Origin of the sequence: Streptomyces chattanoogensis, from assembly GCF_001294335.1 — a bacterium.
Classification (GTDB): Bacteria; Actinomycetota; Actinomycetes; order Streptomycetales; family Streptomycetaceae; genus Streptomyces; species Streptomyces chattanoogensis.
Window position 1 is genome coordinate 189,510 of record NZ_LGKG01000068.1, and the last position, 26,060, is coordinate 215,569.

The window sequence follows — 26,060 nt, forward strand, 5'->3', positions numbered from 1 at the left end:
CGTCCTCCGAGCGTTGGCCGCCCCGGGGCGAGGCGGCGGGCGGGTGCCGGGTCCTTTGGCGGCCCGCGCCGTCACTGCACCGGTACGTATCCGAGCCGCTTGTCGACGAGATTGCGCAGCGGCCGGCCGGCCGCCCACTCGTCGAAGTTGTCCTGGAACTGCTCGGCGAGCGCGTCCCGCCAGCCCAGCGTGTCCCCGCTCATATGGGGCGAGACGATCAGATGGGGGACGTCCCACAGCGGGCTGTCGGCGGTCAGCGGCTCCTGTTCGAAGACGTCCAGCGCGGCGGCCGCGATCCGCCAGCCGCGCAGCGCCTCGACGAGATCCTTCTCGACGACCAGCTGCCCGCGCCCGATGTTGACGAACCGCGCCCGGGACGGCATCAGGGCGAACGCCTCCTTGCCGAACAGACCGCGGGTGGCCTCCGTCAGCGGCGCCGCGCACACCACCCAATCGGCTTCGGGCAGCAGGCCGTTCAGCGCCTCACTCGGGTGGACGAGGCCGAATTCGGGATCGTCCGCGCGGGCCCGGCGGCCGACCAGATCGACCTTGACACCCAGTGCCGTGAGGGTGGTGCCGATGGCCCGGCCGATCGGGCCGGAGCCCACGACGACCGCACGGGTGCCGGCCACCCGCAGGGTCTCGCGGTGCTGCCAGCGCCGCTGCCGCTGGAGCTCCCAAGTTCCGTAGAAATCTTTGGCCATGGCGATCACCAGCCCGGCGACGTACTCGGCGATCGGCTGCTCGAAGACGCCCCGCGCATTGGTCACCAGGGTGTCGTCGGCGATCAGCGCCGGGCACAGCAGCCGGTCCACGCCGGCGCTGGCGGTGTGCACCCACCGAGGCCTGGGGCCTGACTCCGGCCAGGCCTCGCGGATGGCGTCCGAGGTGAAATCCCAGGCCAACAGCACATCGGCGGTGGGGAGTAGGCCGGCCAGCGAGGTCTCGTCGGCATAGATCACCCGCGCCCGGCCGGCCAGCCGGTCCAGCTTCGGCGGGGGGTCGGAACCCAGGACAAGGACGGTGCTTTCGGACATAGGCCAGAAACCGTTTCGAAACGTGTGCCGGATAGGAAAGAAAGGGGCGCCGGCAGATGCCTGAGATGCGAGGATTGACCACGCTAAGAAGTCGTATCTACCGTGTCAACAACGGCTCTGTCCCGACGTCCCGGCATGTACCGGCTGCACTACATCCCCGGCCACTGGCCTGGCCACTCCACCCCTGCGTTTCTTTCTAGGGGCCTTCATGGACGTCTCCTTCCTGGGGGGCCCACAGCCTCAGCTCGGCGTGGGCGTTGTCGCTCCCTTCGACTTCGCGCTCGACCGGGAACTGTGGCGATGGGTTCCCGACGACGTGTCCCTCCACCTCACCCGGACTCCCTTCGTGCCCGTCGAGGTCAGCCTCGACCTGGCCCGTCTGGTCAGCGAGCACGAAACGCTCGATGCCGCCGTACAGGCGCTGTGCGCGGTATCCCCGCAGGTCATCACCTATGCCTGCACCTCCGGCAGCTTTGTCGGAGGTATGGCCGGCGAGCGGGCCATGTGCGCCGCCATGGTCCAGGCGGGGCAGGTGCCCTCCCTCACGACATCGGGCGCACTCCTCGAGGCGCTGCGCGAGATCGACGCGCGGCGCATCGCGGTGGTGACCCCGTACACCAAATCGGTCACCGACTCCCTGGAGGACTATCTCGGCGAGGCGGGCATCACGGTCACCGGCCGCGCCTACCTCGGACTGACCCGGCACATCTGGAAGGTGCCCTACCGCGACGTCGTCGACATGGCCCGCGCGGCGGTGGTCGGCGCGGCCGACGCGCTCTTCATCAGCTGTACGAACCTGCCGACCTACGACGTCATCCCGCAGCTGGAGGCCGAGCTGCGGATGCCCGTGCTGTCCGCCAACCAGGTCACCATGTGGGCCGCGCTGCGCGCCATCGGCGTCTACGCGGTAGGCCCGTACCAGGCGCTGCTCGACCCGGTGGCGCGGCGCGGCCCGGCCGCGATGACCGGGTCCGGCAACGGTGTGCCGGAGAGCCGGCCCGGGGTGACCCCCGAGGCCGCGTTCGCCGGGCCGCCCGCGCCTTCTGACGGGGAGGCGGGTGACGGCGGTGAGCCGCCGCCCTTCCTGCCCGAGGATCCCGGATCCCAGCCCCCGGTGTGAGGCCGGTCCGGACCCGGCTCCTCGCCGTCGTTCCCCTCGTCCCTCCCGCGCTGCCGGCGGCCCCGCCGCCGGCAGCCCGCACCCGCACTCCCGTACCCACCGCCGTACACGAAAGAGAGATCTGCATGGCATCGGTCGGCTTCCTCTACCCCGGCCACTCCGCCGAGGACGACTACCCCCGGATCGAATCGCTGCTGGGCGGCGGCGTCCGCCTCCCGCTCGTCCACACCGATATCGGCGAGGACGCCCACCGGGTCGACGCGCTCCTGGAGATGGGCTCCGCGGCGCGGCTCGCGGCCCGTGTCGACGACCTCAAGGAGCGCGGCGCCGAAGCCGTCGTCTGGGCCTGTACGAGCGCCAGCTTCGTCTTCGGCTGGGAGGGCGCGCAGGAACAGGTGCGGGAGCTGTCCGCCACGGCCGGTCTGCCCGCCTCGAGTACGTCCTTCGCCTTCGCGCACGCCGTCCGGGCGCTCCGCGCCCGCCGGGTCGCGATCGCCGCCACCTACCCGGAGGACGTGGCCGAGCACTTCCGCACCTTCCTGAAGTCGGCCGGGGCCGAGGTCGTCTCGACCCGCGGCAGCGGCATCATCACCGCCGCCGAGGTCGGCACGTGGGGCCGCGCGGAGGTGCTCGCGCTCGCGCGGGCCGGCGATCACCCCGACGCCGAGGCGGTGCTGCTGCCCGATACCGCCCTGCACACCGCCGCGTATCTCCCCGACATCGAAGCCGAGCTCGGCAAACCGGTCCTCACCGCCAATCAGGTCACGGTCTGGGAAGGGCTGCGGCTGATCGACCGCGAGATCGCCTGCCCGCCGCTGGGCACGCTCTTCGCACGGGCCGCGCGGGAATAGCCGTACGGCGGGCCGCCCCCCGGGAAGCCGGCCCGCCCCGGAATAATCGGAGTAGCTCTCCGGTTGACCCCCTCGCAGATCAGCGCAACGCGAGGAGGACCCACACCGTGAGTGGCGAAGTGGAGCAGACCCCGGTCGGCGAGACCCCGGGCAGCGACGACGGCATCCGGGGCACCGCCCGGGGCAGCGCGCCCGTCCCGCTGTCCGTGCTCGACCTGGTGACCGTCGGCGCCGGCAACACCGCCTCCGGCGCCGTGCGCACCGCCGTCGGCATCGCCCGTACGGCAGAGCGCCGCGGCTTCCACCGCTACTGGGTCGCCGAGCACCACTCCATGCCCGGCGTCGCCTCCTCCTCGCCCGCCGTGCTGCTCGCCCATCTGGCCGCACACACCTCGTCGATACGGCTCGGCTCCGGCGGCGTCATGCTGCCCAACCACGCACCGCTGGTCATCGCCGAGCAGTTCGGCACGCTGGAGGCGATGGCCCCCGGCCGTATCGACCTGGGCCTGGGCCGCGCGCCGGGCACCGACGGCGCCACCGCGGCGGCTCTCCGCCGCACGGAGCGTCTCCACGAGGGTGCCGACGAATTCCCCCAGCAGCTGCTCGAGTTGACCCGCTTCCTGGACGGCTCCTTCCCCGACGGCCACCCGTACGCCAAGATCCACGCCGTCCCCGGCCCGGTGCAGGCCACCTCGCCCGGTGGGGTGCAGTCCCCGCACCGACCGCCCCTCTGGCTGCTCGGCTCCTCCGGCTTCAGCGCCCGGCTCGCCGGCTCCCTCGGCCTGCCCTTCGCCTTCGCGCACCACTTCTCCGCGGCCAACACCGTCCCCGCGCTCGACCTCTACCGCTCCTCCTTCCGCCCCTCCGAGGTGCTCGCCGAGCCCTACGCCCTGATCGGCGTGTCGGCCCTGGCCACCGAGGACGAGCGCGAGGCCCGCCGCCAGGTCATGACCGGCGCCCTGTCGATGATCCGCCTCCGCACCGGCCGGCCCGGCCTGGTCCCCACCCCCGAGGAGGCCGAGGCCTACGACTTCAGCGACCGCGAGCGGGACTTCGTCGACACCTGGCTCGGCAACGTCGTCCACGGCACCCCCGACGCCGTCCGCCAGGGCCTCGACGACCTCGCCAAGCGCACCGGCGCCGACGAGCTGATGATCACGGCCAATGCGCACGGGAGCGCGGCCAGGCTCAGGTCGTACGAACTCATAGCCGACGCGTACGGATTCCCTCAGGGGTAGCCGCGCTCAGCTCCCCGTCCGCCGCCCCGCGTCCAGCAGCGCCTCGACCCGGTCCGGGGCCACCGGGCGGGAGTAGAGCCAGCCCTGACCCGTGTCGCAGCCGATGCGGCGGAGACGTTCCGCCTGTTCGGCGCTCTCGACGCATTCGGCGGTGACGGTGAGGCCGAGGCGGTGGGCGAGGGCGACGAGCGCCTCGACGATCATTTCGTCGGCGGGGTTGGGGTGCTCCTGGGAGCGGAAGCCGTGGACGAAGGAGCCGTCCAGCTTGAGGACGGAGACGGGGAGGCGGCTGAGGTAGGCGAGGTTGGAGTAGCCGGTGCCGAAGTCGTCGATGGCGATCCGGACGCCCATGTCGCTGAGCGCCTGGAGGGCCTGCAGGGGCCGGCCGGCCGAGCCCATCACCGCGGACTCGGTCAGTTCCAGCTGGAGCAGGCGCGGCGGCAGGCCCGTCTCGGCCAGGATGCCGGCGACGTCCGCCACCAGGTCGGAGTCCCACACCTGACGTACGGCCACATTGACGCTGACGAACAGCGGCTGGCCGCCGGGGTGCGCCAGCTGCCAGGCGCGGGCCTGGTGGCAGGCCCGTTCCAGGACCCAGCGGCCCAGCTCGACGATGGCGCCGTTCTCCTCCGCCAGGGCGATGAACCGATTCGGCGACAGCGTCCCGAACTGCGGATGCCGCCAGCGCACCAGCGCCTCGACGCCCTGTGCCCGGCCGTCGCCCAGACCGACCAGCGGCTGGTACTCCAGGGTGAACTCGCCGCGGTCGACGGCCGGGCGGAGCGTGCTGGAGAGCGCCTGGCGGGTCATGCGGTGGGCGTTGCGCTCGGGGTCGAAGAGGGTCCAGCGGGCCTTGCCGTCCTCCTTGGCCCAGAACAGCGTGGTGTCCGCGGCCTGCATCAGCCCGGTGGCGGTGGTGCCGGCCGCGGCCCGCTCGACGACGCCGATGCTCGCCGAGACCGACAGCCGCTGCCCGGCCAGGTCGAAGGGCCGCTGCAGCGCGTCGAGCACACACCGGGCCAGCTCGGCCAGCTGGTCGGTGCCGGTGGAGTCCTCCACCAGGATCGCGAACTCGTCACCGCCCAGGCGCGCCACCAGATGGCCGCCGGGGCCGGGACCCCGGTCGCCGACGGTCTCCGCGCAGCGGGTCAGCCGCTGGGCGACGGCGCTCAGCAGCCGGTCGCCGACGCGGTGCCCGAGGGTGTCGTTGACGGCCTTGAAACCGTCCAGGTCGAGATAGCACAGCCCGATCCGCCCGGTGCCCGCCGGCTCGAAGGCGGCCGCCTCCAGGGCGGTGGACAGCCGCTCGAAGAAGAGCGCCCGGTTGGGGAGGCGGGTCACCGGATCGTGCATCTGGAGGTGCCGCAGCCGGGCCAGCAGATCGTGGCGGTCGCTGATGTCGGCCACCGACAGCAGCACCCCGTCCTCACCCGTCTGCGGTTCGACGGTCACCTCCACCCAGACGGAGTGCCCGTCGGGGTGTTTGAGGCGGCGGGTGCAGCGCAGCCGGTCGCTGCGCCCGCACAGTACCTCGCGGTAGGCGGTCCACACCCGGGGGTCGGCCCCGAGGTCGGTGAGGTCCGCGGCGGTGGCGGCGACCAGCTCGTCCGGGTCGGTGCCGACCAGCTCCCCGAACGCGGGGTTGGCGGCGAGGACCAGACCGTCGCGGTTGAGGACGGCCATCGGCAGCCGGGCGGCGTGGAAGGCGGCGCGGTAGTCGGCGAGCGACGCGGCCGTGTCGTCGCAGCGGCCGAGCGGACGGTGCCGTCTGCCGCCGCCGGATCCTTTGGGCCATCCGTCACGTTCCGTCACGGATGGCAGCGTCGCTCCGGGCGTGCGGCCCGTGCTGTCGGGGTGTCCGCTCACTGCTCGCTCCCGCATGGCGCTTGTCTCGTGATGGAGGTTGGATCCCGCGCTGGAAAGTGTGGCGATCATAGAGGCTGGTGCAACGGCCGATCCAGCGACGCAGCCGTGATCATCGGCGCCCATGACGGAACTTCAGCCATTTCTGCACGGCTGTGTTCGCACCGATTGCAAGGTTGCTCGTTTGTCACTTTCCGTTACGGCGTAGCGGCGACGCGCCGATCACCCGTCCGGGCGCCCGAACAGGACGAACGGATCTAAACGCCACAGGGTGGGGGAGGACTTTCGCATCCGTCCCTGGAGGTCGATGTGCCGCGCGACCGGACACCCGGCGGGGTGGAGCGCCGTCGTCTGCGGCGTCTCGCAGCCGTCACCACCTCGCTGAGCGCGCTGGTCGCGACGTCCATCGTCGCCGGACCCGCCACCGCCTCCGAGGCCGCCCTCCCCTGCGCGCTGGGACGCACCGACGCCCACCACTCCGAGGGCCTGGACAGCTGGAACGGCACCTATCCCCACCCCGCCGGCTCCCTCGACGCCGTCATGATCTTTCTGTCCTTCCCGGACTCCCGCCCCATAGCCCGGCCGGGCGAACTCTCCAAGGACTACTTCCCGGCCACCTCGCGCTTCTTCGACCGCGCCTCCTACGGCAAATTCCGGCTGCGCTCCCACCTCCACGCGAAGTGGGTGCAGATGCCGCACCCGTCCGGCGCGTACGGAATACAGCGCGACTGGGACTCCGGCCGCCGCTCCGCCTATCTGCGCGACGCGGTCGCCGCCGCGGACTCCTCCGTGGACTTCAGCCGCTACGACCTGGTCTATTTCGTCGCCGACCCGGACGCCCCCGGGGTCGACTCGGACGCCACCAAGGTCGTCAACCTGGACGAGCCGATGCACGCCGACCACACCGATCTGCGCCGCTTCGTGACCGTCTTCGAGCAGAACCCGCCCGACCGCAATGTCCTCGCCCACGAGACCGGCCATGTCTTCGACCTGCCGGACCTTTACCACCGGCCGGGGAACGGCAAGGGCGACTGGGACACCTATGTGGGGGACTGGGACCTCATGGGCAGCCAGTTCGGCCTGGCGCCCGACCCCTTTGCCTGGCACAAGTGGAAGCTCGGCTGGCTCGGCGACAACCAGGTCGACTGCGCCACGCTGAGCCGCTCGCCGTCGCTGCACCCGCTGCGGGCCCTGTCCGCCCGCGCGGAGCCCGGCGACGACCGCCGCCCGCGGTTGCTGGTGGTCCGTACGGGCCCGGACAGTGCCCTCGCCGTGGAGGCGCGCGAAGCGAGCGGCAACGACAGCTCGGTGTGCAGCCAGGGCGTCCTGGCCTACCGCGTGCACAGCGATACGGCCTCCGGATCCGGGCCGGTCCATGTCCTCGACGGCCATCCCGGTACCGCGGCCTGCTGGGGCACCTCCGTCTATCCGCCGCTCGCGGATGCGCCTCTGGGCGTGGGGGAGAGCCTGACCGACGCGGCCGACGGCGTACGGATCCAGGTCGAGGGGCGCGGCGCCGACGGGGAGTGGACGGTCAAGGTGAGCCGCAACGGCTGACGCCCCGGGTCTCCGGTCGTCCCGGTGTCCGGGTACGCCGAAGGCCCCCACCGAGGTGAGGGCCTTCGACCGTCTGTGCGCCGCCAGGGACTCGAACCCCGGACCCGCTGATTAAGAGTCAGCTGCTCTAACCAACTGAGCTAGCGGCGCCTGCTGACGGAGGAAACAGTAGCACCCGGTCCGGGGAGGGCAAAAATCGGTTTCTCTCAGCCGGTGGTCAGCGCCGGCACAGGGCCCTGAGGTGCGGCTTCGTGCTCCTCTTCGTGGTCCTCTTCGGCGGCCCAGCGAGCCGCGCGGACACAGGCCCACAGCAGCACGTCGGGGCCCGGCAGCCAGGGAGTGCGGACGTCCGGGGCGACCAGCCACCGGGAGGCGGCCGGGGCGGCGGCGTCGTCGGCTTCCTCCGCGCCCTCGGTGGTGGCGTGGCAGGGGTGCAGCGGCGGGACCGTCACCGCGTCCCCGCCGCCGTGGCACAGCAGCGGCGGCACGGCCCGCGCCCACTCCTCCCAGCCGAGCAGCGACGGCAGCCGCTGGGCGGTCCCGGGAGAGGCGAACAGCAGGATCCGGCCGCGGTGCGCCGCCACCGGCCCCGAGCCGGGGCCCGCGGACCATAAGCGGTCGACCATCCGGCGCCCGAACAGCGCCGGGGCGTTGATCACGTCGAAGGCGGTGCCGCACGGCAGCACGCTGGGGGCGGTGGGATGGGTGGCCCACAGGGTCTGGACGGAGTGCGGATGAGGACTGGCGGAGGCGAGCCATTCGGCGCCGGCGAGCGTGACGTACGCCGCTGTCGGGAACGTGAGGGTCCGGGGAGTGTCGGGCAGCCAGTCGCTCATGGGGACAGGTCTACCCATTCCCCACCTAGTGGTTATGCGGATTGCCGGAAACCAGGACGGTGCGGGGCGCGACCAGGTATCTTGCCCGCTTCGCATATGCCAGGGGCTCATAGTCGTGGAACATGAGCCCTTCTGGGGTGCCTGTGACGAGTGGTGCGGCCGGGGCGATACGGGGGAGCGGCGCGTCGGCGCGCGGCCGAGGTCCCCTCAGTCGGCGTCCTCGATGTGGCTGCCGCCGTTCTGCAGCAGTCCGCGGCCGAACTCGATCATCTTCAGCGCGTAGTCCTGCGACCACTCCGCCTGCTCGGCCAGCGTGGCCAGCGGCATCCGGTCGAACCGTCGCGGATCGGCCAGCTGGGCCGCCGCGATCGCCTGGTATTCCGTGGCGCGGTCGGCCGCCACGCGGAAGGCCAGCGCCAGCTCCGTGGAACGGCGCAGCAGCTCGCGCGGGTCGTCCATCGACTCCAGGTCGAAGAAGTGCTCGGGGTCGGCGACGGCCTCGGGCGGCTCGAAGACCAGCGACGCGGGCCTCCTCCGCCGGGGAGCCGGCGCCGTGGAGCCGGAGTCGGAAGCCGGACGCGGCTGGGACATGTACGTACCTCCAGGATCGTGTGCCGCATTCCATTGTCCCGCCTCGCGCAAGTGGGCCATAGGGCCAGAGGAATATAGGGACGGTCACCCCGCTCCGTCCCGCGGCCTCCAGCGCCCCCGGTGACGCGGGGCTCGGCGTCGGTCACGGCCTCCAGCGCACCCGGTGTTCCGCCAGATGTGCCAGGACGGCGTGATTCGCCTCCCAGCCGTCCGGGAACTTGACCGTGACGCCCAGCTGGACCGGCTCGGTCGAGGGGTGTTCGTCCAGGAGCTCGGCGACGCCCTCGCGGCACACCACGATGCAGGCGTGGCGGTGGCGGGAGGCCAGGACGCACAGGCGGCCGGTTTCCAGGTGGAAGGCGGTGGCGTCGGGGCGGCCGGAGAGCGGGTGCAGGACGACCGTGACGTCGAACTCGCGGCCCTGGAGGCGGTTGGCGGTGTCCACCGTGACGCCGTGCACGCCCAGGTCGGAGAGCGCGGCGCGGACCGCGGCCGCCTGGTCGCGGTGGGCCGTGCCGACCGCGATCCGGTCGGCCGTCAGCGGCACCGGATCCGGGGAGTTCTCGCTGGTCGCGGCGCCGCCGCGGTCGAGCAGCCGGCGCACCACCAGGGCCGTTGCGCGGACCGCCTCCGGGTCCGTACGCGGCGTATGGCGGGCGGGGAGTTCGAGCAGGCCCCAGCCGGACTCGGCGGCCTCGTCCAGGACGCGGTCCACGCCCGAGCCGTCCCCGGCCACCCCGAAGGCGAGACGGCGGTCGCCGTGGTCCGTACCGCTGCGGAACCGGGTGTACGGATAGAACGCGTCGGAGACGAGGGGGGCGGCCGAGGCCGGGAGGCGCCAGGAGACCGGGAGGCGGTGCTGCGGCAGGTCGGGGTTGTGGGCCAGCAGGGTGGCGACGGCGCTGGAGGAAGGGTCGTACGCCAGCCCGGCCCACTGGTCGGCGCCCACCACGCTGAACGGGTCCAGCTGCCCCGGGTCGCCGACGAACAGCGCCCTCTCGAAGAGCCCGGCGACGCTCAGCAGCGCATCGGAGCGCATCTGGTACGCCTCGTCCACGATGGCGTGCCCCCAGGGCGTGTCGACCTTGGTGTAGGCCCACTTCGCGGCCGTCGAGACGACGATGTCCATACCCGCCAGGTCGGCGATCTTCGCGGACGTACGGACCGAGGGCAGCTCGGCCAGCGCCGGGTCGAAGGCGTTCGCCTCGCTGCTGTGGAGGCGGCCTACCGGCAGCCCGGGGTCCTTGTCGGCGAGGCGCAGAACGAGGTCGTCGACCTGGGCGTTGGTCTGCGCCACGACCATCAACGGACGCCCCGCGGCGGCGAGTTCCCGGGCCGCGCGGACCACCAGGGTGGATTTGCCTGCACCGGGCGGGGAGTCGACGACCACGCCGCGCCGGGTGCCGTGCAGCGTGTCGTGCAGGATCGCGTCCGTCGCGGCGGCGGCCGCCGCCGCGGGGTCGAAGGAGCGCTCCCCCCGCTGGGCGGGCAGGGAGGTACGCCCGTCGGGCCGGGTCACAGGAAATCCTCCGCGGTCACGGGGTCGGGGGCGTCCGCGGGCGCCCCCGCGGCGGCGGCCGCCGGCGGCCCGCCGTGTGTCCAGGGGGTGTCCTCGGGGTCCGGCAACTCCGGGCCGCCGCGCGGGGAATGCTCGAACAGCGTCCAGGTCACCGCGTCGTCCGCCTCCGGCACCGAACCGGGCTCCGGCTCCTTGCCGCGCCCCATGCCGCCCGTCAGCCGTACGACCAGGCCGCCCCCGGCCGCGTACGAGACGAACTCGGCGGGCTGGGTGCGCCCGTCGGGAAGGGGGCGGTAGAGCTTGACGTTCTCGGACAGCTGTGGGCGGTCCTCCGTGCGCAGGGTGACCAGCGGGCGCGGCGTCGGCCGCCTGCTCTCGGAGTACGCCATCTCGACATGGACGACCGTGCCGCACATCGCCTCGCCGGACAGCCGGCGGCCCGCCATCACCAGCGGGTCGTCCAGGGCCTCCTGGGCGTCGAGCTGGGCCTGTGCGGTCTCCCGGGAGGCCAGTTTCTGGGCGGCGGTGACGGCGTCGTCCCGCCGGGGCTGCGGCGGCTCCCCGGCGCGGACCCGGTCGCGGTGCGCGGTGTAGGACCAGCGGTCGCGCTTCCAGCGGTCGGCGACCCGCGCCCCCGGCGGCAGTGCGCGCAGCAGGTCGAGCCCCTGCCAGACGGCGTCCCAGGTCGGCCGCAACTGGCCCTCTATCAGGGCGCGGACCTCCTCCTCGGCGCCGCTCAGCCCGGCGTCGTAGCGCGCCATCGCGGGGGAGAGCAGCCGGTTGTCGAACGCCGGGTCCGTGGCCGGGCCGGCCGGCGGGCACAGCAACTGGCCGTCCGCGTCGCGCCCCGTCTCCGCGCGCTCGGCCGCCACCTGGCCCGATTCGCCCGGCGGCGGATCGATCCAGGCGAGCAGCGCCCCCAGATGCTGGTCCTCGAGCATGCTCTGCCCGGTGGCCCAGTGGCGGCTCAGCAGCCCGGTCATGGCCAGCAGCAGACTGGCCCCCGGCACCCGGGAACGTTCACCGAAATGAGTGAACCAGCGGCCCAGCAAAGGGACATGGGGCGGCGCGGGATACGGCGTCTCCGGCTCCTGCTCGGCCGTCCGCCGGAACCGCATCGAGCGCCCCAGCAGCCGTACGAAATCGATGCCCGCGGTGCTCGGCACGATCAACTGCGGGGCGTCCGCGCACAGTTCGACCTGCACGGCGACCCGCTTGCCGGTCTCCGGGTCGGTCTCCTTGCGCTCCTCCCACTCGACGGCGTCCGCGAAGCCGTCCACATACGGCAGCACCGACTCGGCCAGCTCCGCCAGGAACGCGAACCGCAGTTCGCGGTCGCGCGGCTGCGGTACGGCCAGCAGCTGCGGCTTCTCGCGGTCCGTGCCGACCAGCACGCCCAGCGGGGCGCCGGCCTCGCCCGCGGTCGTCATCGGGACCAGGACCAGCGGCCGTTCGGACAGATGGCGGTGGCGCACCGTGGTCAGGGGGGCGGCGCGGCCGGACGCCACCGCCTCCATCCGGGCCAGCGTCTGGATCAGCGACATGCCCGCTCCTCGGCCGGCCGCGCCGCCCCGCCCGTCGCCCCGGCCAGCGCCTCGGCACGTAGCGCGGCCGCTCTGCGCAGGGCGAGCACGGCGGGATCGTCAGGTCGGCCGGGGCCCTCGGCGCGGTCCTCCGCCGCCTCCTCCGCTGCCTCGGGGGCGGCCGCCGCAAGCACCTCCCCGACGGTCCGCAGCCCGCCCAGCTCGCCGCGCACCCCGCGCCCCAGCGTCTCCACCGCACCCTGCTCACGGGACCGCTTACGGCAGTGGAAGGCCAGCTCGCAGGAGGCCAGGCACTCCGGGGAGTAGGCCGCGCCGACCGTCTCCACCGCCTCGGACAGCTCCCCGGTGGGCCGCGTCGGCCTGCCGTCCTCCGCGGGCCGCAGATCGAAGGTGGTCCCCTCGGGGAGCGATGCGGCGATCTCCTCGACGCGGGTGAGGCGGGTCAGCTGCCGCCGGGTCGTGGCCAGCTGCTTGCGGACGTCGACGGCCGCGGCGGTCGGGAGGTTGGAGAAGTCCTTCGGGCAGACCAGCAGCACCCGGTCGCGCACCCGCACCTCGCGCCCGGTGCGCGCGGTGACATGCCCGGCGACGTTCTCGAGCGCGAGGACGTACACCGCCGCCTGGCGGGCCGCCTCGCCCACCTTGGAGGCGTCCGCCGCGCCGTCGATCATCGGGAAGGACTTGATCTCCACGACCGTCCAGCTGCCGTCCGGATGCACCACCACCGCATCCGGCTCCACATACACCGGCGAACCGGCCACCTCGACGGCCAGCATCGGGTGGTCCAGCAGCGCCCAGCCGCCGGCCGCGGTCGCCTCGCGCAGCGCCAGCGCCGTACGGGCGGCGCGGCCCTCGGGACCGGCGGCGGACAGATCGGGGAGGGCCACCTCCTCGCCCTCCGGCGGTGCGGTGTCCGTCCGCAGGCGCTCGTGCAGCAGCCGCATCAGGGCCGCGCCGCCGTCGGCCTTGACCCGCGACTCGAAGGTGATGCCACGCATGATCGCGAACTGGGACTGGCCGTATGTCGCGGGCGAGCCCAGCGCCTGCGCCAGGGCCCCCTTGTCGATGCCCGCACCGTCCAGCAGCGCACGGCGCCGGCAGCCGGGATTGGCGGCCAGCGCGGCGAGCGCCCGGGCGTCGAGCGAACGGGGCCGTACGCCGGGGCCGCGCAGCTCGGTGAGCCTCCGGCGCAGGCTCGGTGTCGGCGTCTGCTGCCCCGCGGGCGGAGCGGCCGCCGCGGGTCGACTGTCGCGGGAAACGTTCACCCGCGAAAGTCTCGCATCCAGCACTGACATGCGGGGCAACCACCCGAAGATCCATGCCGGATCAGCCGGTCGCCCCGCGCTGGACGGCAACCGGCAACAGCTCCCGCCCCGGTCCACCGCGGCGTACGGTGCCTCGGCGGCCGCTGAGGTCCGGTCCGGTGGTCACCGGGTCCCCGGTTACGGACAAATCCACCCCATGGGCGATGATGGAGCAGTACCGCGGTCAACGCCGCCCGCGCCGAGAAAACGATCAACCCACCTCCGAGCGATCGGCGAGAGGCACGACCATGGCAGCGCGCATATTCCTGGCCCGGCACGGACAGACCGAGTGGTCCCGCTCCGGCAAGCACACCGGGCGCACCGACATCCCCCTCCTGGACGAGGGCCGCCACGGCGCCAAGCTGCTGGGCGAACGCCTGCACCGCGCCCCCTGGAACGGTCTGCCGGACGTCGAGGTCCGCACCAGCCCCCTGGTCCGCGCGAAGGAGACCTGTGAACTGGCCGGGTTCGGCGGCCGGGCCCGGGACTGGGACGCGCTGATGGAGTTCGACTACGGCGCGTACGAGGGTCTGACCCCGGCCGAGATCAAGGCCGGCCGCCCCGACTGGCTCATCTGGCGCGACGGCGTCCCGGAGGGCGAGACCCTCGCCCAGGTGACCGCGCGGGCCGACGAGGTCATCGCCTGGGCCCGCGCCGCCGACCGGGACGTCCTGCTCTTCGCCCACGGCCACATCCTGCGTGCCCTCGGCGCCCGCTGGCTGGGCCTGGACATCTCCTTCGGCGCCCGTATCCGTCTGGAGCCCACCTCCCTGTCGATCCTGGGCTGGGCCTACGGCGAGCCGGCCATCGAGCGGTGGAACGACACCGGCCACCTGGGCTGACGGCCGCCCGGCGGCACCGGGCGGCGCGGGTCAGCCGACGGGTGCCGCCACCAGCTTCCGCAGGGTCATCGGCTCGGCGAGCACCAGGTCCAGCACCTGACGCACATGCCGGAAGTGCGGTGTGGCGAAGTGCTCGGCGAGGGCCACCGGGCCGGTCCACTCCTCGACGATCACCATGCGGGCGGGCCGGTTGGGGTCCGCGTACGGCTGATAGGCCAGGCAACCGGGCTCTTCCAGGGACGGTTCGATCATCGCCTCCAGGGCGGTGCGGAGCCGGTCCTCCTTGCCGGGTGCGGCCAGGCATTCGGCGACGACGATGAGGGACATACGCTGCGGTCTCCTTGGGTGACGGGTTACGGGTACGAGTAGGGGGCCGGGTACGGCGGGGGCGGCGGTCACGGGCGGGCGGGGCCGGAGCCCGCGCCGGAGGCGGTGATCGCCTCGGCGATCCCGTCCAGGTCGGCCGGGGCCAGCTGCACCGCGCCCGCCCCGATCCAGCCGTCCACCTGGCCGGGCGTGCGGGCGCCGACGATCGCCCCGGTGATGCCGGGCCAGGCCAGCGCCCAGGCGATCGCCACCTCGGCGACGGTGGCACCGTGCCGCGCGGCGACCGGCTCCAGGGCCTTCGCCAGACGGAGGTTGGCCGTCAGCCCCGTGGTGAAGTCGTGGTGCGAGGTGCGCCAGTCGTCCGCGGGCAGCCCCGCCACCCGCTCCGCGGAGAAGGCGCCGGTGAGCAGCCCGGACTGCAGCGGCGAGTAGACGATCACGCCGGTCTCGTGCGCGCGCGCCCAGGCGATCTCAGCGGCGGCCGACCGGTTGATCGCCGAGAACGGTGGCTGGATGACGTCGACATGAGCGATCTGCTCGGCCGCCTCGAGCAGGTCGGGCGTGTGATTGGACAGCCCGATCGCCCGTACCTTGCCTTCGGCCTTCAGGTCGGCCATGACCTGCCAGTACGCCTCCAGCGGCGTGGCGTTGGGCGACACCGCTCCGAAGCCGCCACCGGCGTACTCCAGCGATTCGCCGGTGTCGGGATAGTGCACCTGGTACAGATCGATGTGATCGACGCCCAGCCGCCGCAGCGAGTCTTCGACCTCGCGCCGGACGCTGGCCGGCTTCATGATCCGCCGAGGCGCGGCCGACGGATTATCCGGGTCCCAGACCAACCCGGCCTTGGTGAACAGATACGGGCGCTCGTCCTCCGGCAGACCCGCGACGGCCTTGCCGACCAGTTCCTCGGAGTGCCCGAGGCCGTAGACAGCAGCGGTGTCGATCCAGTTGACGCCGGAGGCGACGGCATGGCGGATCGCGGCGACGGACTCGGCATCGTCCGTGGCGCCCCAGCCGAAGAACCAGCCGGATCCGGCCACCGCCCAGGAGCCGAAGCCGACGCGGGTGATGTCCATGCCAGTGGTGCCGAGCGGACGGGTGGGAAGGTGGGTGGCGGTCATATCGCGGTACTCCAAGTCGCGTTGCGGTGCCGGGGCCTTGGCGGTCCCGGCCGGTGCCCTCAACTCTCGCCGCCGCGCCGCGCGTTACCCAGTGGCTGCCGCTGCCTGGGCACGGCATGACCAGGCTGGGACGGTGCCGGGGCGCACGGGGGCCGCGATACTTCCCGTATGGCACTGGACAGACGCGCAGAACTGGGTGAGTTCCTCCGGTCCCGGCGGGCCCGGCTGCGGCCCGAGGAACTGGGACTGCCGGAGCACGGAGGACGCCGCAGGGTGCCCGGGCTGCGCCGGGAGGAACTGGCGCTGCTGGCAGGCGTCAGCGCGGACCACTACATCCGCCTGGAACAGGGCCGCACCCTGCACTTCTCCGAGGCCGTCCTGGACGCCGTCGCCCGCGCCCTGCGCCTGGAGCCCGTCGAGCGCGAACACCTCTACCGGCTGGCCCGCCCCTGGCCGGGCCCGGACCGTACGGACGGCGCACCCGAGCCGCAGCGCGTCCGCCCCGGGCTGCAGCGGCTGCTGGACTCGGCCTCCGACGTCCCCGCGTACATCGTCGGCCGCAACACCGACGTCCTGGCCTGGAACCGCCTCGCCGCCGCCCTGATCACCGACTTCGGCGCGCTGCCGCCCCGGCAGCGCAACCTGGCCCGCCTGGTCTATCTCGACGAGGGGATGCGCAGCCTGTACGCCGACTGGCACGGCAAGGCGAGCGATGTGGCGGCCTACCTCCGGCTCGACGCAGGACGCCACCCCGACGATCCGCGGACCGCGGAACTGATAGCCGAACTCACCGCCGCAGCACCGGAGTTCGCCGGACTGTGGGCCGAACACCGGCTCAAGGACAAGACCCACGGCCGGTACGTCTACCGGCACCCGGTGGTCGGCACGCTGGACCTCGGCTTCGAAACCCTGCGCCTGCCCGACGACCCGGACCAGGCGCTGATCGCGCACACCGTGGAGAGCGGCTCCCCGTCCGAGACCGCGCTGCGGCTGCTGGCGACGTGGGCGCAGGAGACCCTGCCGGTGCGGTGAGGCCCGCCGGTCAGTGCGCCGCCGAACCCGCCGACGCCGCGTGCCGTTCCAGGAACTCGGCCACCGCGCCGGTGCCGCGGTGGCCGCGCAGCCGGCCGGCCGTGCGGTCGAGTATCGCGCGGATACGGGCCGAGCGGACCTGGTCCAGCAGCGCCAGGACACGCATCCCGGCCGCGGCGGCCTCCTCCGGTGACCCGCTGTCCGCCAGGTCACCGGCCAGCTCGGCGGTGAACAGGGCGATGTTCCGGGTGAAGTGAGGATCCTGCAGGCTCACCGCCCGCCGGGCGAGATCCGCCGCGCGCTCGCCCTCGCCCAGTGCCGCCCAGCACTGCGCCTCCAGGCCCGCCAGCTCCGCCTCGCCGTAGAACGTCATCCACTCGGGGTCGTTGTCCCGCGGCCCGCCCGCGAACAGCCGCTCGGCCCGCGCCAGCGCCTGCTCGCAGCCGCTGCGGTCGGCCAGTACCGCCCAGCCGCCCGCCTCCCGCAGCGCCAGCAGCGACAGCAGACGGGGCGAGCCGAGATGCCTGGCCGCGTGCTGCGCGGCCTGGGCGGCGCGTACCGCCTCGCGCGGGCGGCCGGCGTCGCGGGCCAGGAAGGCGGTGTTGCAGAAGGCGTGCGCCTCCAGGGCCGCGTCCCCGCACACCCGGGCGGTGGCCAGCGCCTCGGCGTAATGCGAACGGGCGTCCTCGAAGCGCCCCGAGTCGTGCGCCAGCCAGCCCACCGTGATGGCGAGTTCGCCCGCCCCGGAGTGCAGCCGGTCGGCGACCGAGCGGCGCTGGACATCGGCGTCCAGCAGGTCGTAGGCGGCGCGCAGCGGCTGGGTGGCGCGGTGGTAGATGCCCTCCGCGCCGTGCCGGTCGTCCAGCAGCCGGATCCGGCGGACGGCTTCCTCGACGGCGGTGGCCTCGGCCGTACCGGCCCGGCCGACGGGCGCACGGGGGCCGGGCACGGCGGCGGCTCCGGCGGGGGGCAGGGCGGCGATGCCCAGGGCGGCCGCCGGGCCGCCGGTGATGAACGCGCGACGTAGCACGTCGCTCTCCTCGCAGATCTGGATACAGGTATCGCTGTGGTCGGGTACGGATGCCAGGGGCGCGGCGTTCACCGCCGTACGCGCCCCCCGTCCGCGTACCGTCTCGCGTGGCGCGAAGCCCATGTCCGGCAGCGACAGCCCGGGAAACATGTGCCGGAACACGCGCTCGTAGGCGTAGTTCGGGCAGCGGATCTCCCCGGACTCGACGCGGCCCACATAGCGGGCGTCGCACGAGACCTGCTCTCCGATCTCACGGGCGGACCGTCGGACCGCCGCCGCGAACTCGCCCGGGGACAGCCTGCCGCGCAGCTGTCGGAAAGCGGTGTTCGGGCGGGCGGGTACGGTGCGGGACGACGCTGATTCTGCTGCTGGCGACGCCATGGCGGACCCTCTCCGTGGCCTTTCCGTGCCATCTTGTGGCGGTGCCGCTTCCTGGCGGTGCGGCGGGACGACGGTACCGGCAACGAGGGGCGCGATACCCAGCGTTTGGCCACAAACCGCCCATCTCGCACGTGATCTGCCATGAAGTGCCATCCTTTGCAGCGTTACGCCGCCGTAGCTGTTGACATACGAAGCCGTTGAACTCGGTGTAAAGGGCGCGGCGCGTGCATGAGGAGGGGTTCTCCATGTGGGAGACCGGCGTGAGCAGGGGCGTGGGCGGATCCGGATCCGGACAGAACGCGCCGCAGGACGACGCAGCGCCCTGTGACCTCGTCACGGTGCCCGCCCGGCAGGGGCTGGAGGCCGTCGACATCCTGCGGCTGCGGGACGGCGTCGGCCCGGTCCTGCACGACGGCGCCTGTCACACCCTGGGCTTCCTGGTGCCGCCGGGCACGGCGGACGGCTGGGACGTGCCGGGCAGCGCCTGCACCCAGACCTACGGGCGGGGACTCGCGCTGGGGGCGGAGTGCGACGCCGAGGACGCCGAGCCGGAGCCGCCGGTGTCGGGCACCGGCTGGCTGGTGCCGCCGGAGGGGGCGTACGCCGACGCCACCGACCCGGTCGTGCTGCGGGCGGCGCTCGGTGAGGCGGCGCGCACGATCGAGGCCGTCGACCGCTGTCAGTGACCCCGGCGCGGCACCGTGCGGCCGGACGGGCTCCGGCTCACCGCTTCGAGAGTGAGTGGCCGCCCTGGGACGGGGCGGGGGAGCGGGCCGGCTCGGGCAGGGAGACCTGGGGCGGGGCCGGTTCCGGTCCGGGGGTGTGCGCTGCGGGGCTCTCCGATGCCGGTGCCGCTGCCCGGGCGGCCTGCGGCCGGGCCGCCCGGCGGTCCGGGGCGGCGGCCACGGCGGCCTCGTAGACGGACATCAGGGACTCGGCGCTGCGCGCGATGTCATAGCGCCGCACCACCGGCGGGACCGGCAGCCGTTCCGCTCCGCCGCGCCGCACCTCGCGCAGCGCGGTGGTCACTTCGTGGACGACGGGGCTGATCCGGCGGGCGCCCGGCGTCTGGTCGGCGGGGAGTTCGTCGATGGCCGGGCAGCTGCCGTACAGGACGTGCAGCCCGGCGGCCAGCGCCTCCAGGACGGCCAGCCCGAACGCCTCGTCCTGGGACGGCGCGACGAAGACGTCCAGCGCCGCCAGCAGGCCGGGGACGTCCAGCAGCTTGTCCGGCCCCAGTGCGCCCAGCAGATGGATCCGGTTGGCCGAGCCGAACTGCTCCGCCGTCCTGCGCAGCGTCTCCAGCTCGGGACCCTCGCCCGCCAGCAGCAGATGGACACCGGAGAGCCGGGTGACCGCGCGCACCAGCACGTCGAACCGCTTGGCGGGGACGAGCCGGCCGACGCCGCCGACCACGAAGGCGTCCACCGGGATGCCGAGCCGGCTGCGGACGCCGGAGCGGACGAGCGGATCGTGCCGGAAGCGGTGCGCCTCGATGCCGTTGGGGACCACATGGATGCGCTGCTCCGGCACGCCCCAGCGGCGCAGCCGGGCGGCGACGGTGTCGGAGACCGCGACGGTGGCCGAGCCGAGCCGCTCGGTGGCCCGGTAGAGCAGGCGTACGCCGCGGGTCAGCCGGCGCCCCTCGATCACCGCGTCGCCCAGCGAGTGCTCGGTGGCGACCACGGCCCGCACGCCCGCCAGCCGGGCGGCGATCCGGCCGTAGACACAGGCGCGGTAGAGGTGGGTGTGCACCAGGTCGTAGCCGCCGTCCCGGATGAGCCGGGTGAGGCGGGGCAGTGCCCGCAGGTCCCGGTTGCCGGTCATGCCCAGATGGGTGACGGGGATGCCGTCGGCCCGGATGCCGTCGGCGACCGGGCCGGGGCCGGTGAGGGTGACGACCTCGCACCGTGCCGGCAGCCGCCGCAGCATCAGCCGCAGCTGCTGCTCTGCGCCGCCCACCTCCAGGCCGGTGATGACATGCAGGACCTTCATCACGTACTGCTCCCTGTTCCCCTGATAACCGGGCCGGCAGAAATCTCCGCGGGAATTCCGGGGCGCGCCGGTCAGCGCCCGGTGTCGGTCTGGACGAAGGGCGCGCCGAGCCGATATCCCTCGCCGCGGGTGGTGAACCGGAACGTGAGACGGTCACCGCCGGACCGCACTGCGGGCCCGGGGCCGAATACCTCGGAATCAAATCCCGCGGTGTTGCGATACGCGGGCCGCCGGGCGGTGTACCGGCCGAAATCGGCGACGGCGGAATTCATCACATCATTAGCCGGATCGGCGGCATCCCGTAGCGCTGCCGGGAACTTTTGCCGTCGCCCGGCCCGCGCCGAAAGCGAGTCATTTCCGGTGCCGCGCCGGCCGGCATCTGCCGGGGGGCCCGCACTGCCGGGTGCATGCGCCGGAATCCGCAGCGCTTTCCGGGCCGTCGAAAGGGCGCAGCGGTTTGCTTCGTACGGGCCTCCGGGCGCGGCGGGCGGCACCCGTCCGCCGTCCTCCGCCCGGAACGGAATTCGTGCGGATTCCGCCGGAGCACATACGGCGGCGCGCCCGCTGCGATCCCTCGACTTCCGCATGCCGCCCTCTCCGATTCCAGCAGTCGCTCCGGGCCCCGGTCTCTACGGACTTCCATCGGTCAAACCGGAGAGCACTCTGACAGAAAGCCTGTAGGAAATCCCGGCAGGCACGCCGGTCGGCGGCCCGGCTGTGCCGATCAGCGGAATACCGCGCCGCGCTGAGCTGCGGAAGAAGTCCCGGACGGGCGAATGTTTTCCCGGAAGGCGGAACGACCGCATCCCTGAACCAATTCGCTCGTTGTGACCGATGCCCCATTCGCGAACTGAAAGGAGAAAGGTGATGAAGCGGTTCGTCAAGAACACCGCCCTTGCCGCGGTCAGCTGCACCATGGTTCTGGGCAGTGCGGGTGTCTCCGCGGCGCAGGGCGGGGGCGAGATGAGCCACCCCAGCCGCCCCGGTCACTTCAAGACCCAGGGCGGTCACTACAAGATGCAGGGCGGCCACGGCCACGGTCACGGTGCGAAGGCGAAGGGCTTTGCCGTGCACTCCCCGGGCGTTCTCAGCGGCAATGTCGTCCAGGTGCCGATCAACATTCCGATCAATGTGTGCGGCAACACCGTCGACATTTTCATTGCGGTGCTGAACCCGGCCTTCGGGAACATCTGCATCAACAAGTGACCGGTGCGCCGGCCCGGAAGGGCATCGGGCCGGCACGGGTCATGGTGTGCTGCGGCAGGTCCCCCGGACATCGGTCCGGGGCGGCCTGCCGCTGCGCCGTGGACAGGGGGCCCGCGCCCGGAGGTGCGGTGCCCGCCCGATACTTGTGGCATGGCAAAGAGCAGGCGGGGGCGCGGCGGCCCGGAATCCGTCACGCAGACGGTGGCCGGCGGCGTCGCCGAGCTGCGCCCCGACCGGGACCGGCCGCGCGGCTGGACGCTGCTGATCGACGGCGCCCCGCAGTCGCATGTGGACCTCGACGACCCGGCGTACCTGGAGTTCTCCTACCAGCGCCGCCTGGGCCATATCGCCGATCTGGCCGCGCCGCCCGGCAAGCCGCTGCAGGCCGTCCATCTCGGCGGCGGCGCGCTGACCATGGCACGCTATATCGCCGCGACCCGGCCGCGCTCCACCCAGCAGGTGGTGGAGATCGACGCACCGCTCGTCCAACTGGTCCGCAGCCGGCTTCCGTTGGAGAGCGGCTGGCGCATCCGGGTGCGCGGCGCGGACGCCCGCGCGGGGCTGGCGAAGATCCCGGACGGCTGGGCGGACCTGATCATCGCGGATGTGTTCGGCGGGGCCCGCACGCCCGCGCATCTGACCAGCACCGAATTCGTGGCGGAGGTACGCCGCGCGCTGCGGCCCGGCGGCTGCTACGCGGCCAACCTCGCCGACGGGCCGCCGCTGCGCTTTCTGCGCGGCCAGATCGCCACCGTCCGTACGGTCTTCCCCGAGCTGTGCCTGACCGCCGACCCGGCCGTCCTGCGGGGCAGACGCTTCGGCAACGCCGTACTGCTCGCCTCCGACCGGACCCTGCCGGTCGCCGAACTGACCCGCCGGGCGGCCGGCGACCCCCACGCGGGCCGGGTCGAACACGGCCGGGCGCTGCTGGACTTCACCGGCGGCGCGACCCCGGTCACCGACGCCACGGCGATCGCGTCACCGGCTCCGCCGGACGGGGCGTTCGACTGACGGGGCGGGGACACCCCGGCATCCGCGGCCACGTGGTCCCCGTGTGTCAGTGCGGTGGGCTATGAGTGGTGACCATGACCTCAACTCCCCTGCATTGGAAGCTCGTCGTCGACGCCCACGACCCGCACGCCCAGGCCGACTTCTGGGCGGCCGCCCTCGGCTACGAGGTGGAGGACCACGGCGTCCTCATCGGCAAGCTGCTCGGCCTCGGCACCGTCCCGCCCGAGATCCTCACCGACCACCACGGCCGGCGCGCCTGGCGGGACGCGGCGGCGGTACGCCATCCCGACGACCCGTACGACGCGGAGAGCGGCGCCGGACTGGGGCGCCGGCTGCTCTTCAACCGGGTGCCGGAGCCGGAGCGCAAGACGGCCAAGAACCGCCTGCACATCGACCTGCACGGCCCTGCGGGCAAGCAGGACACGGAGGTTGAGCGCCTTTGCGCCCTCGGCGCCCGGGTCCGGAACCACGTCAAGGGACCGGGCGGCGAGTGGGTGGTGATGACGGACCCGGAGGGCAACGAGTTCTGCGTGCACTGAGGCCCGTCCGGGCGGCGCCCCCAGCGCCCGGGCCCCGCCCGGCCACTCGGCATCGCCAGGGCCTAGGTGGCGTGATCACTCCTCTGCACCATCGGCGGATGCCCGTTCCATGTGCAGATCACCGACGTACGCGCCGCGCCGCCGGTGAAGTCCACCCGGATCCACCCGTCCTGCTTCCACACCTGCATCTCCCACCCCGAGTTGGGCGTCGCCGACACCAGTTCGGCGGACTGCGCGCCCATGTCGAAGACGACCCGGCCGCCCGCCGTGGCGTAGCTCCTGATCCGGCCGTCGGTCGCCGAGGAGTTGGCCGGCGGGGCGGGGGAGGGGCGCTGGGACTGTGTGCCGCCGGTGCCGGACGGCGCGGACGGCTGCGAGGTGTCGGAGGGGGACGCGGACGGCTTGGGCCGGTGGGTGGAGGAGACCCGGGGCGAGGCATCCGCCCGGGCCCCCGACGCGGCCGCCTGGTCGGCGAGCGGCAGCGCCCGCGGCGCGTCATAGGCCGTACCGGACAGCACCGTGTGCACGCCGAACCACGACAAGGTGACCGCGGCGCCCGTCGCCAGCGTCCAGGCCAGAGCGTGAACCAGTCCTCGTTGCATTTGGCTCATACTGCACCACCGGCCCGCCCCGTTGCAGCCCGCTCATGACGCCCGCCACCCTCGCCCGGCGTCAACCTCGGGTAAAGAAAACGGCCCGTATGGCGTACGGTGCCGCCCATGGCACGTGTGCTCGTCGTCGAGGACGATCAGTTCGTACGCTCGGCCCTCATCCGGCATCTGACCGATGCCTCCCACACGGTACGCAGCGTCGGCACCGCCCTGGAGGCGCTGCGCGAGGTGGCGCATGTCGGCTTCGACGTCGTCATTCTCGACCTGGGGCTGCCGGATCTGGACGGTTCCGAGGCGCTGAAGATGCTGCGCGGTATCACCGATGTCCCGGTGATCATCGCCACGGCCCGGGACGACGAGGCCGAAATCGTACGGCTGCTGAACGACGGCGCCGACGACTACCTCACCAAGCCCTTCTCCGTCGAGCACCTCTCGGCCCGGATGGCGGCCGTACTGCGCCGTTCCCGTGCGAGCGGCGCCGGTGCGGAACCGCCCTCCCGGGTGATGCGCGTGGGCGGCCTGTCCATCGATCCGCTGCGCCGCCAGGCGGAACTGGACGGTGCGGCCCTCGATCTCACCCGCCGGGAATTCGACCTGCTGGCCTTCCTCGCGGAGCGGCCGGGCGTCGTCGTGGCCCGCAAGGAACTGCTCGCCGAGGTCTGGCAGCAGTCGTACGGGGACGACCAGACCATCGACGTCCATCTCTCCTGGCTCCGCCGTAAACTGGGCGAAACCGCCGCCAAGCCCCGGTATCTGCACACCCTTCGGGGTGTGGGCGTGAAACTGGAGCCACCGCGGTGAGATGGGCCCTGGTCAAGGTGGCGCTGGCGGTCACCGTGATGGTCGTGGTCGCCTTCGCGATACCGCTGGGCCTCGTCGTCAAGGAGATGGCCCGCGACCGCGCCTTCTCCAACGCCGAGCGCCAGGCCGCAACCATCGGCCCGGTCCTCGCCATCACCACCGACCGCACGCAGCTCGAACGCGCCGTCGCCAGCGCCGAGACCGGCTCCGGCGGCCGGATCGGCGTCCATGTCCCGGCGAGCGGCAAGCGCACCCACCCCGCCGAGATCGGCACCCGGCGGGCCGCACCGCAGGACGTGGCCGCCGCCGTCAAGCTCGGCCGGGCCTCCATCTCGCCGGTCCCCGGCGGCTCCTCCCTCCTCCAGCCCACCGCCGTCGCCTCCGGCATCGCCGTCGTCGAGGTCTTCGTCCCCGAGGCGGCGCTCACCAACGGCGTCACCACCTCCTGGGTGGTGCTGGCCGGTGTCGGCCTCGCGCTCATCATCGGCTCGGTCGCCGTCGCCGACCGCCTCGGCACCCGCATGGTCCGCCCCGCCGAACGGCTGGCGGGTGCCGCGCACGACCTGGGCAAGGGCCAACTCGGCGTACGCGTCCCCGAGGACGGCCCCAAGGAACTGCGCTCCGCCGCCATCGCCTTCAACTCCATGGCCGACCAGGTCGTCCAGCTCCTCGCCAACGAACGCGAACTCGCCGCCGACCTCTCGCACCGCCTGCGCACCCCCCTCACCGTCCTCCGCCTCAACGCCGCCTCGCTCGGCGACACCCCCGCCGCCGACCAGACCCGCGCCGCCGTCGCCCAACTGGAGCGCGAGGTCGACCAGATCATCCGCACCGCCCGCGAGCAGAAGGCCCACGCCCGGCAGGCGGCCGCCGCGGCGGGCTGCGATGCGGCCGAGGTGATCCGCGACCGGATGGCCTTCTGGTCGGCGCTCGCCGAGGACGAGGGCCGTACGGTCCGCATCGCGGGCGCCGACCGCCCCGTACGCCTCCCCGTCGCCCGCCCCGAACTCGCCGCCGCCCTCGACGCGATGCTCGGCAACGTCTTCCGCCACACCCCCGAGGGCACCGCCTTCGCCGTCGATGTCCACAACGCCGAGGAGGCCGTCATCGTGCTGGTCTCGGACGCCGGGCCGGGCATCGCCGACCCCGACGCGGCGCTGCGCCGCGGCCACAGCGGCGGCGGGGACGGCTCCACCGGCCTCGGCCTGGACATCGTCCGCCGGCTGGCCGAATCCACCGGCGGCGACGTCCGTATCGGCCGTTCCGTACTGGGCGGCACCGAGGTCCGTGTCTGGCTCGCGCTGGGCGACGCCCGGTCCGAGCACGGCGTCCGCCGCGGCCACCGGCTGCGGCGCAGGCTCGGCGGCCGGGGGCGGCGGGCCGTACGGGCCGGGGGCGCGTAGGCGCCCGTGTCGCGGGCCCCGGCCGGTTCCAGCGGCAGAACGGCGGTCTCCCCGTAGGCCACCGTGCAGCGTTCGACGCCGCGGGGCACCGCGAACAGCTCGGCGGTGTCCTCATGGGTGTGCCGGACGAACTCGCCCGCTGGTTCGGCGAGTTGCCCAGCCGCACCCGAACCGGCGCTTCACCCGCCACCCGGGCTTAACCATCCCCTTCCGCGTCCTTAAGCCACCCATAATTCCGCCAACCACCGCCCCAATACCGGCAATTGTCCGTTTCCGGGCCGCTAGCGTGCGGGACACA

The 26,060-nt window shown here is 73.3% G+C and carries 25 protein-coding genes and 1 tRNA gene; 12 read left to right on the forward strand and 14 right to left on the reverse strand.

Annotation, left to right across the window (positions count from 1 at the left end):
* Window positions 1–71 precede the first annotated feature (71 nt).
* Window positions 72–1,037 carry a D-2-hydroxyacid dehydrogenase gene (locus tag ADL29_RS09825; RefSeq protein ID WP_046927892.1) on the reverse strand — a complete coding sequence of 322 codons (966 nt, stop codon included), beginning with the start codon at window positions 1,035–1,037 and terminating at the stop codon, window positions 72–74.
* Between the two features lie 208 nt (window positions 1,038–1,245).
* On the opposite strand from ADL29_RS09825, the gene ADL29_RS09830 reads away from it, so the two are divergent.
* The 3 genes from ADL29_RS09830 to ADL29_RS09840 all read left to right on the forward strand — a co-directional run bounded on the left by ADL29_RS09830 (window position 1,246) and on the right by ADL29_RS09840 (window position 4,246).
* Window positions 1,246–2,157 carry a maleate cis-trans isomerase family protein gene (locus ADL29_RS09830; protein ID WP_053923286.1) on the forward strand — a complete coding sequence of 304 codons (912 nt, stop codon included), beginning with the start codon at window positions 1,246–1,248 and terminating at the stop codon, window positions 2,155–2,157.
* A 125-nt stretch (window positions 2,158–2,282) separates the two neighbouring features.
* Window positions 2,283–3,008: a maleate cis-trans isomerase family protein gene (locus ADL29_RS09835; protein WP_053923361.1), complete on the forward strand. Its 726-nt coding sequence runs from the start codon at window positions 2,283–2,285 to the stop codon at window positions 3,006–3,008.
* A 107-nt stretch (window positions 3,009–3,115) separates the two neighbouring features.
* Window positions 3,116–4,246, forward strand: a complete 1,131-nt coding sequence (locus ADL29_RS09840; RefSeq protein WP_053923287.1) for an LLM class flavin-dependent oxidoreductase — start codon at window positions 3,116–3,118, stop codon at window positions 4,244–4,246.
* Window positions 4,247–4,252: 6 nt separating this feature from the next.
* Here ADL29_RS09840 and ADL29_RS09845 read toward each other — a convergent pair whose 3' ends face one another.
* Window positions 4,253–6,058, reverse strand: coding sequence for a putative bifunctional diguanylate cyclase/phosphodiesterase (locus tag ADL29_RS09845; RefSeq protein ID WP_053923288.1), 1,806 nt, complete (start codon window positions 6,056–6,058; stop codon window positions 4,253–4,255).
* A gap of 360 nt (window positions 6,059–6,418) precedes the next feature.
* Here ADL29_RS09845 and ADL29_RS09850 point away from each other — a divergent pair, with 360 nt between their 5' ends.
* Entirely contained in the window at window positions 6,419–7,666 is a 1,248-nt protein-coding gene (locus ADL29_RS09850) for a M6 family metalloprotease domain-containing protein (protein WP_046927896.1), read from the forward strand.
* A 76-nt stretch (window positions 7,667–7,742) separates the two neighbouring features.
* Here the strand turns inward: ADL29_RS09850 and ADL29_RS09855 are convergent.
* The 6 genes from ADL29_RS09855 to ADL29_RS09880 form a co-directional block, all read right to left on the reverse strand.
* A tRNA-Lys gene (locus tag ADL29_RS09855) sits at window positions 7,743–7,816 on the reverse strand.
* Between the two features lie 56 nt (window positions 7,817–7,872).
* Window positions 7,873–8,502, reverse strand: coding sequence for a bifunctional DNA primase/polymerase (locus ADL29_RS09860; RefSeq protein WP_053923289.1), 630 nt, complete (start codon window positions 8,500–8,502; stop codon window positions 7,873–7,875).
* A gap of 207 nt (window positions 8,503–8,709) precedes the next feature.
* Window positions 8,710–9,093, reverse strand: a complete 384-nt coding sequence (locus ADL29_RS09865; RefSeq protein ID WP_046931199.1) for a hypothetical protein — start codon at window positions 9,091–9,093, stop codon at window positions 8,710–8,712.
* 142 nt (window positions 9,094–9,235) lie between these two features.
* The gene (locus ADL29_RS09870) at window positions 9,236–10,612 is read right to left on the reverse strand and encodes an AAA domain-containing protein (RefSeq protein ID WP_245689268.1); all 1,377 of its coding nucleotides are present in this window, start codon (window positions 10,610–10,612) and stop codon (window positions 9,236–9,238) included.
* Complete coding sequence (locus ADL29_RS09875; RefSeq protein WP_053923290.1) at window positions 10,609–12,156, reverse strand: hypothetical protein; 1,548 nt, start codon at window positions 12,154–12,156, stop codon at window positions 10,609–10,611. Before ADL29_RS09875 ends, ADL29_RS09870 begins: the two co-directional genes overlap by 4 nt.
* A complete protein-coding gene (locus ADL29_RS09880; RefSeq protein WP_053923291.1) occupies window positions 12,147–13,421 on the reverse strand; it encodes a hypothetical protein in 1,275 nt (424 codons plus the stop codon). The genes ADL29_RS09875 and ADL29_RS09880 overlap by 10 nt, the downstream gene beginning before the upstream one ends.
* Before the next feature lie 287 nt (window positions 13,422–13,708).
* Here ADL29_RS09880 and ADL29_RS09885 point away from each other — a divergent pair, with 287 nt between their 5' ends.
* The gene (locus ADL29_RS09885; RefSeq protein WP_046927900.1) at window positions 13,709–14,302 is read left to right on the forward strand and encodes a histidine phosphatase family protein; all 594 of its coding nucleotides are present in this window, start codon (window positions 13,709–13,711) and stop codon (window positions 14,300–14,302) included.
* 30 nt (window positions 14,303–14,332) lie between these two features.
* On the opposite strand, the gene ADL29_RS09890 is transcribed toward ADL29_RS09885, so the two are convergent.
* Window positions 14,333–14,629: a putative quinol monooxygenase gene (locus tag ADL29_RS09890; protein WP_053923292.1), complete on the reverse strand. Its 297-nt coding sequence runs from the start codon at window positions 14,627–14,629 to the stop codon at window positions 14,333–14,335.
* Between the two features lie 68 nt (window positions 14,630–14,697).
* On the reverse strand, window positions 14,698–15,753 hold the full coding sequence (locus ADL29_RS09895; protein ID WP_053923293.1) for an aldo/keto reductase: 1,056 nt from the start codon (window positions 15,751–15,753) through the stop codon (window positions 14,698–14,700).
* Window positions 15,754–15,921: 168 nt separating this feature from the next.
* On the opposite strand from ADL29_RS09895, the gene ADL29_RS09900 reads away from it, so the two are divergent.
* On the forward strand, window positions 15,922–16,785 hold the full coding sequence (locus ADL29_RS09900) for a helix-turn-helix transcriptional regulator (RefSeq protein ID WP_053923294.1): 864 nt from the start codon (window positions 15,922–15,924) through the stop codon (window positions 16,783–16,785).
* Window positions 16,786–16,795: 10 nt separating this feature from the next.
* On the opposite strand, the gene ADL29_RS09905 is transcribed toward ADL29_RS09900, so the two are convergent.
* Window positions 16,796–18,196, reverse strand: a complete 1,401-nt coding sequence (locus ADL29_RS09905; protein ID WP_053923295.1) for an NsdA family TPR-like regulatory protein — start codon at window positions 18,194–18,196, stop codon at window positions 16,796–16,798.
* A 245-nt stretch (window positions 18,197–18,441) separates the two neighbouring features.
* Between ADL29_RS09905 and ADL29_RS09910 the strand changes: the two genes are divergently transcribed.
* A complete protein-coding gene (locus ADL29_RS09910; protein ID WP_053923296.1) occupies window positions 18,442–18,882 on the forward strand; it encodes a hypothetical protein in 441 nt (146 codons plus the stop codon).
* Between the two features lie 37 nt (window positions 18,883–18,919).
* Here ADL29_RS09910 and ADL29_RS09915 read toward each other — a convergent pair whose 3' ends face one another.
* Together ADL29_RS09915 and ADL29_RS09920 are read right to left on the reverse strand one after the other, a co-directional pair.
* Window positions 18,920–20,191 carry a glycosyltransferase gene (locus tag ADL29_RS09915; protein WP_053923297.1) on the reverse strand — a complete coding sequence of 424 codons (1,272 nt, stop codon included), beginning with the start codon at window positions 20,189–20,191 and terminating at the stop codon, window positions 18,920–18,922.
* A 71-nt stretch (window positions 20,192–20,262) separates the two neighbouring features.
* A complete protein-coding gene (locus ADL29_RS09920) occupies window positions 20,263–20,463 on the reverse strand; it encodes a hypothetical protein (protein ID WP_053923298.1) in 201 nt (66 codons plus the stop codon).
* 595 nt (window positions 20,464–21,058) lie between these two features.
* Here ADL29_RS09920 and ADL29_RS09925 point away from each other — a divergent pair.
* From ADL29_RS09925 to ADL29_RS09935, 3 genes are all read left to right on the forward strand, one after another.
* Window positions 21,059–21,397 (forward strand): chaplin, encoded by a 339-nt coding sequence (locus ADL29_RS09925; RefSeq protein ID WP_053923299.1) that lies wholly within the window; start codon window positions 21,059–21,061, stop codon window positions 21,395–21,397.
* A gap of 150 nt (window positions 21,398–21,547) precedes the next feature.
* Window positions 21,548–22,408, forward strand: a complete 861-nt coding sequence (locus tag ADL29_RS09930) for a spermidine synthase (RefSeq protein ID WP_053923300.1) — start codon at window positions 21,548–21,550, stop codon at window positions 22,406–22,408.
* A gap of 74 nt (window positions 22,409–22,482) precedes the next feature.
* Window positions 22,483–22,947 (forward strand): VOC family protein, encoded by a 465-nt coding sequence (locus ADL29_RS09935; protein ID WP_053923301.1) that lies wholly within the window; start codon window positions 22,483–22,485, stop codon window positions 22,945–22,947.
* 62 nt (window positions 22,948–23,009) lie between these two features.
* On the opposite strand, the gene ADL29_RS09940 is transcribed toward ADL29_RS09935, so the two are convergent.
* Window positions 23,010–23,558, reverse strand: coding sequence for a hypothetical protein (locus ADL29_RS09940; protein WP_107094926.1), 549 nt, complete (start codon window positions 23,556–23,558; stop codon window positions 23,010–23,012).
* Between the two features lie 108 nt (window positions 23,559–23,666).
* Here ADL29_RS09940 and ADL29_RS09945 point away from each other — a divergent pair, with 108 nt between their 5' ends.
* Both ADL29_RS09945 and ADL29_RS09950 read left to right on the forward strand, forming a co-directional pair.
* Window positions 23,667–24,359, forward strand: coding sequence for a response regulator transcription factor (locus ADL29_RS09945; protein ID WP_211274279.1), 693 nt, complete (start codon window positions 23,667–23,669; stop codon window positions 24,357–24,359).
* Window positions 24,356–25,762 carry a sensor histidine kinase gene (locus ADL29_RS09950; protein ID WP_053923302.1) on the forward strand — a complete coding sequence of 469 codons (1,407 nt, stop codon included), beginning with the start codon at window positions 24,356–24,358 and terminating at the stop codon, window positions 25,760–25,762. The genes ADL29_RS09945 and ADL29_RS09950 overlap by 4 nt, the downstream gene beginning before the upstream one ends.
* Window positions 25,763–26,060: the final 298 nt, after the last annotated feature.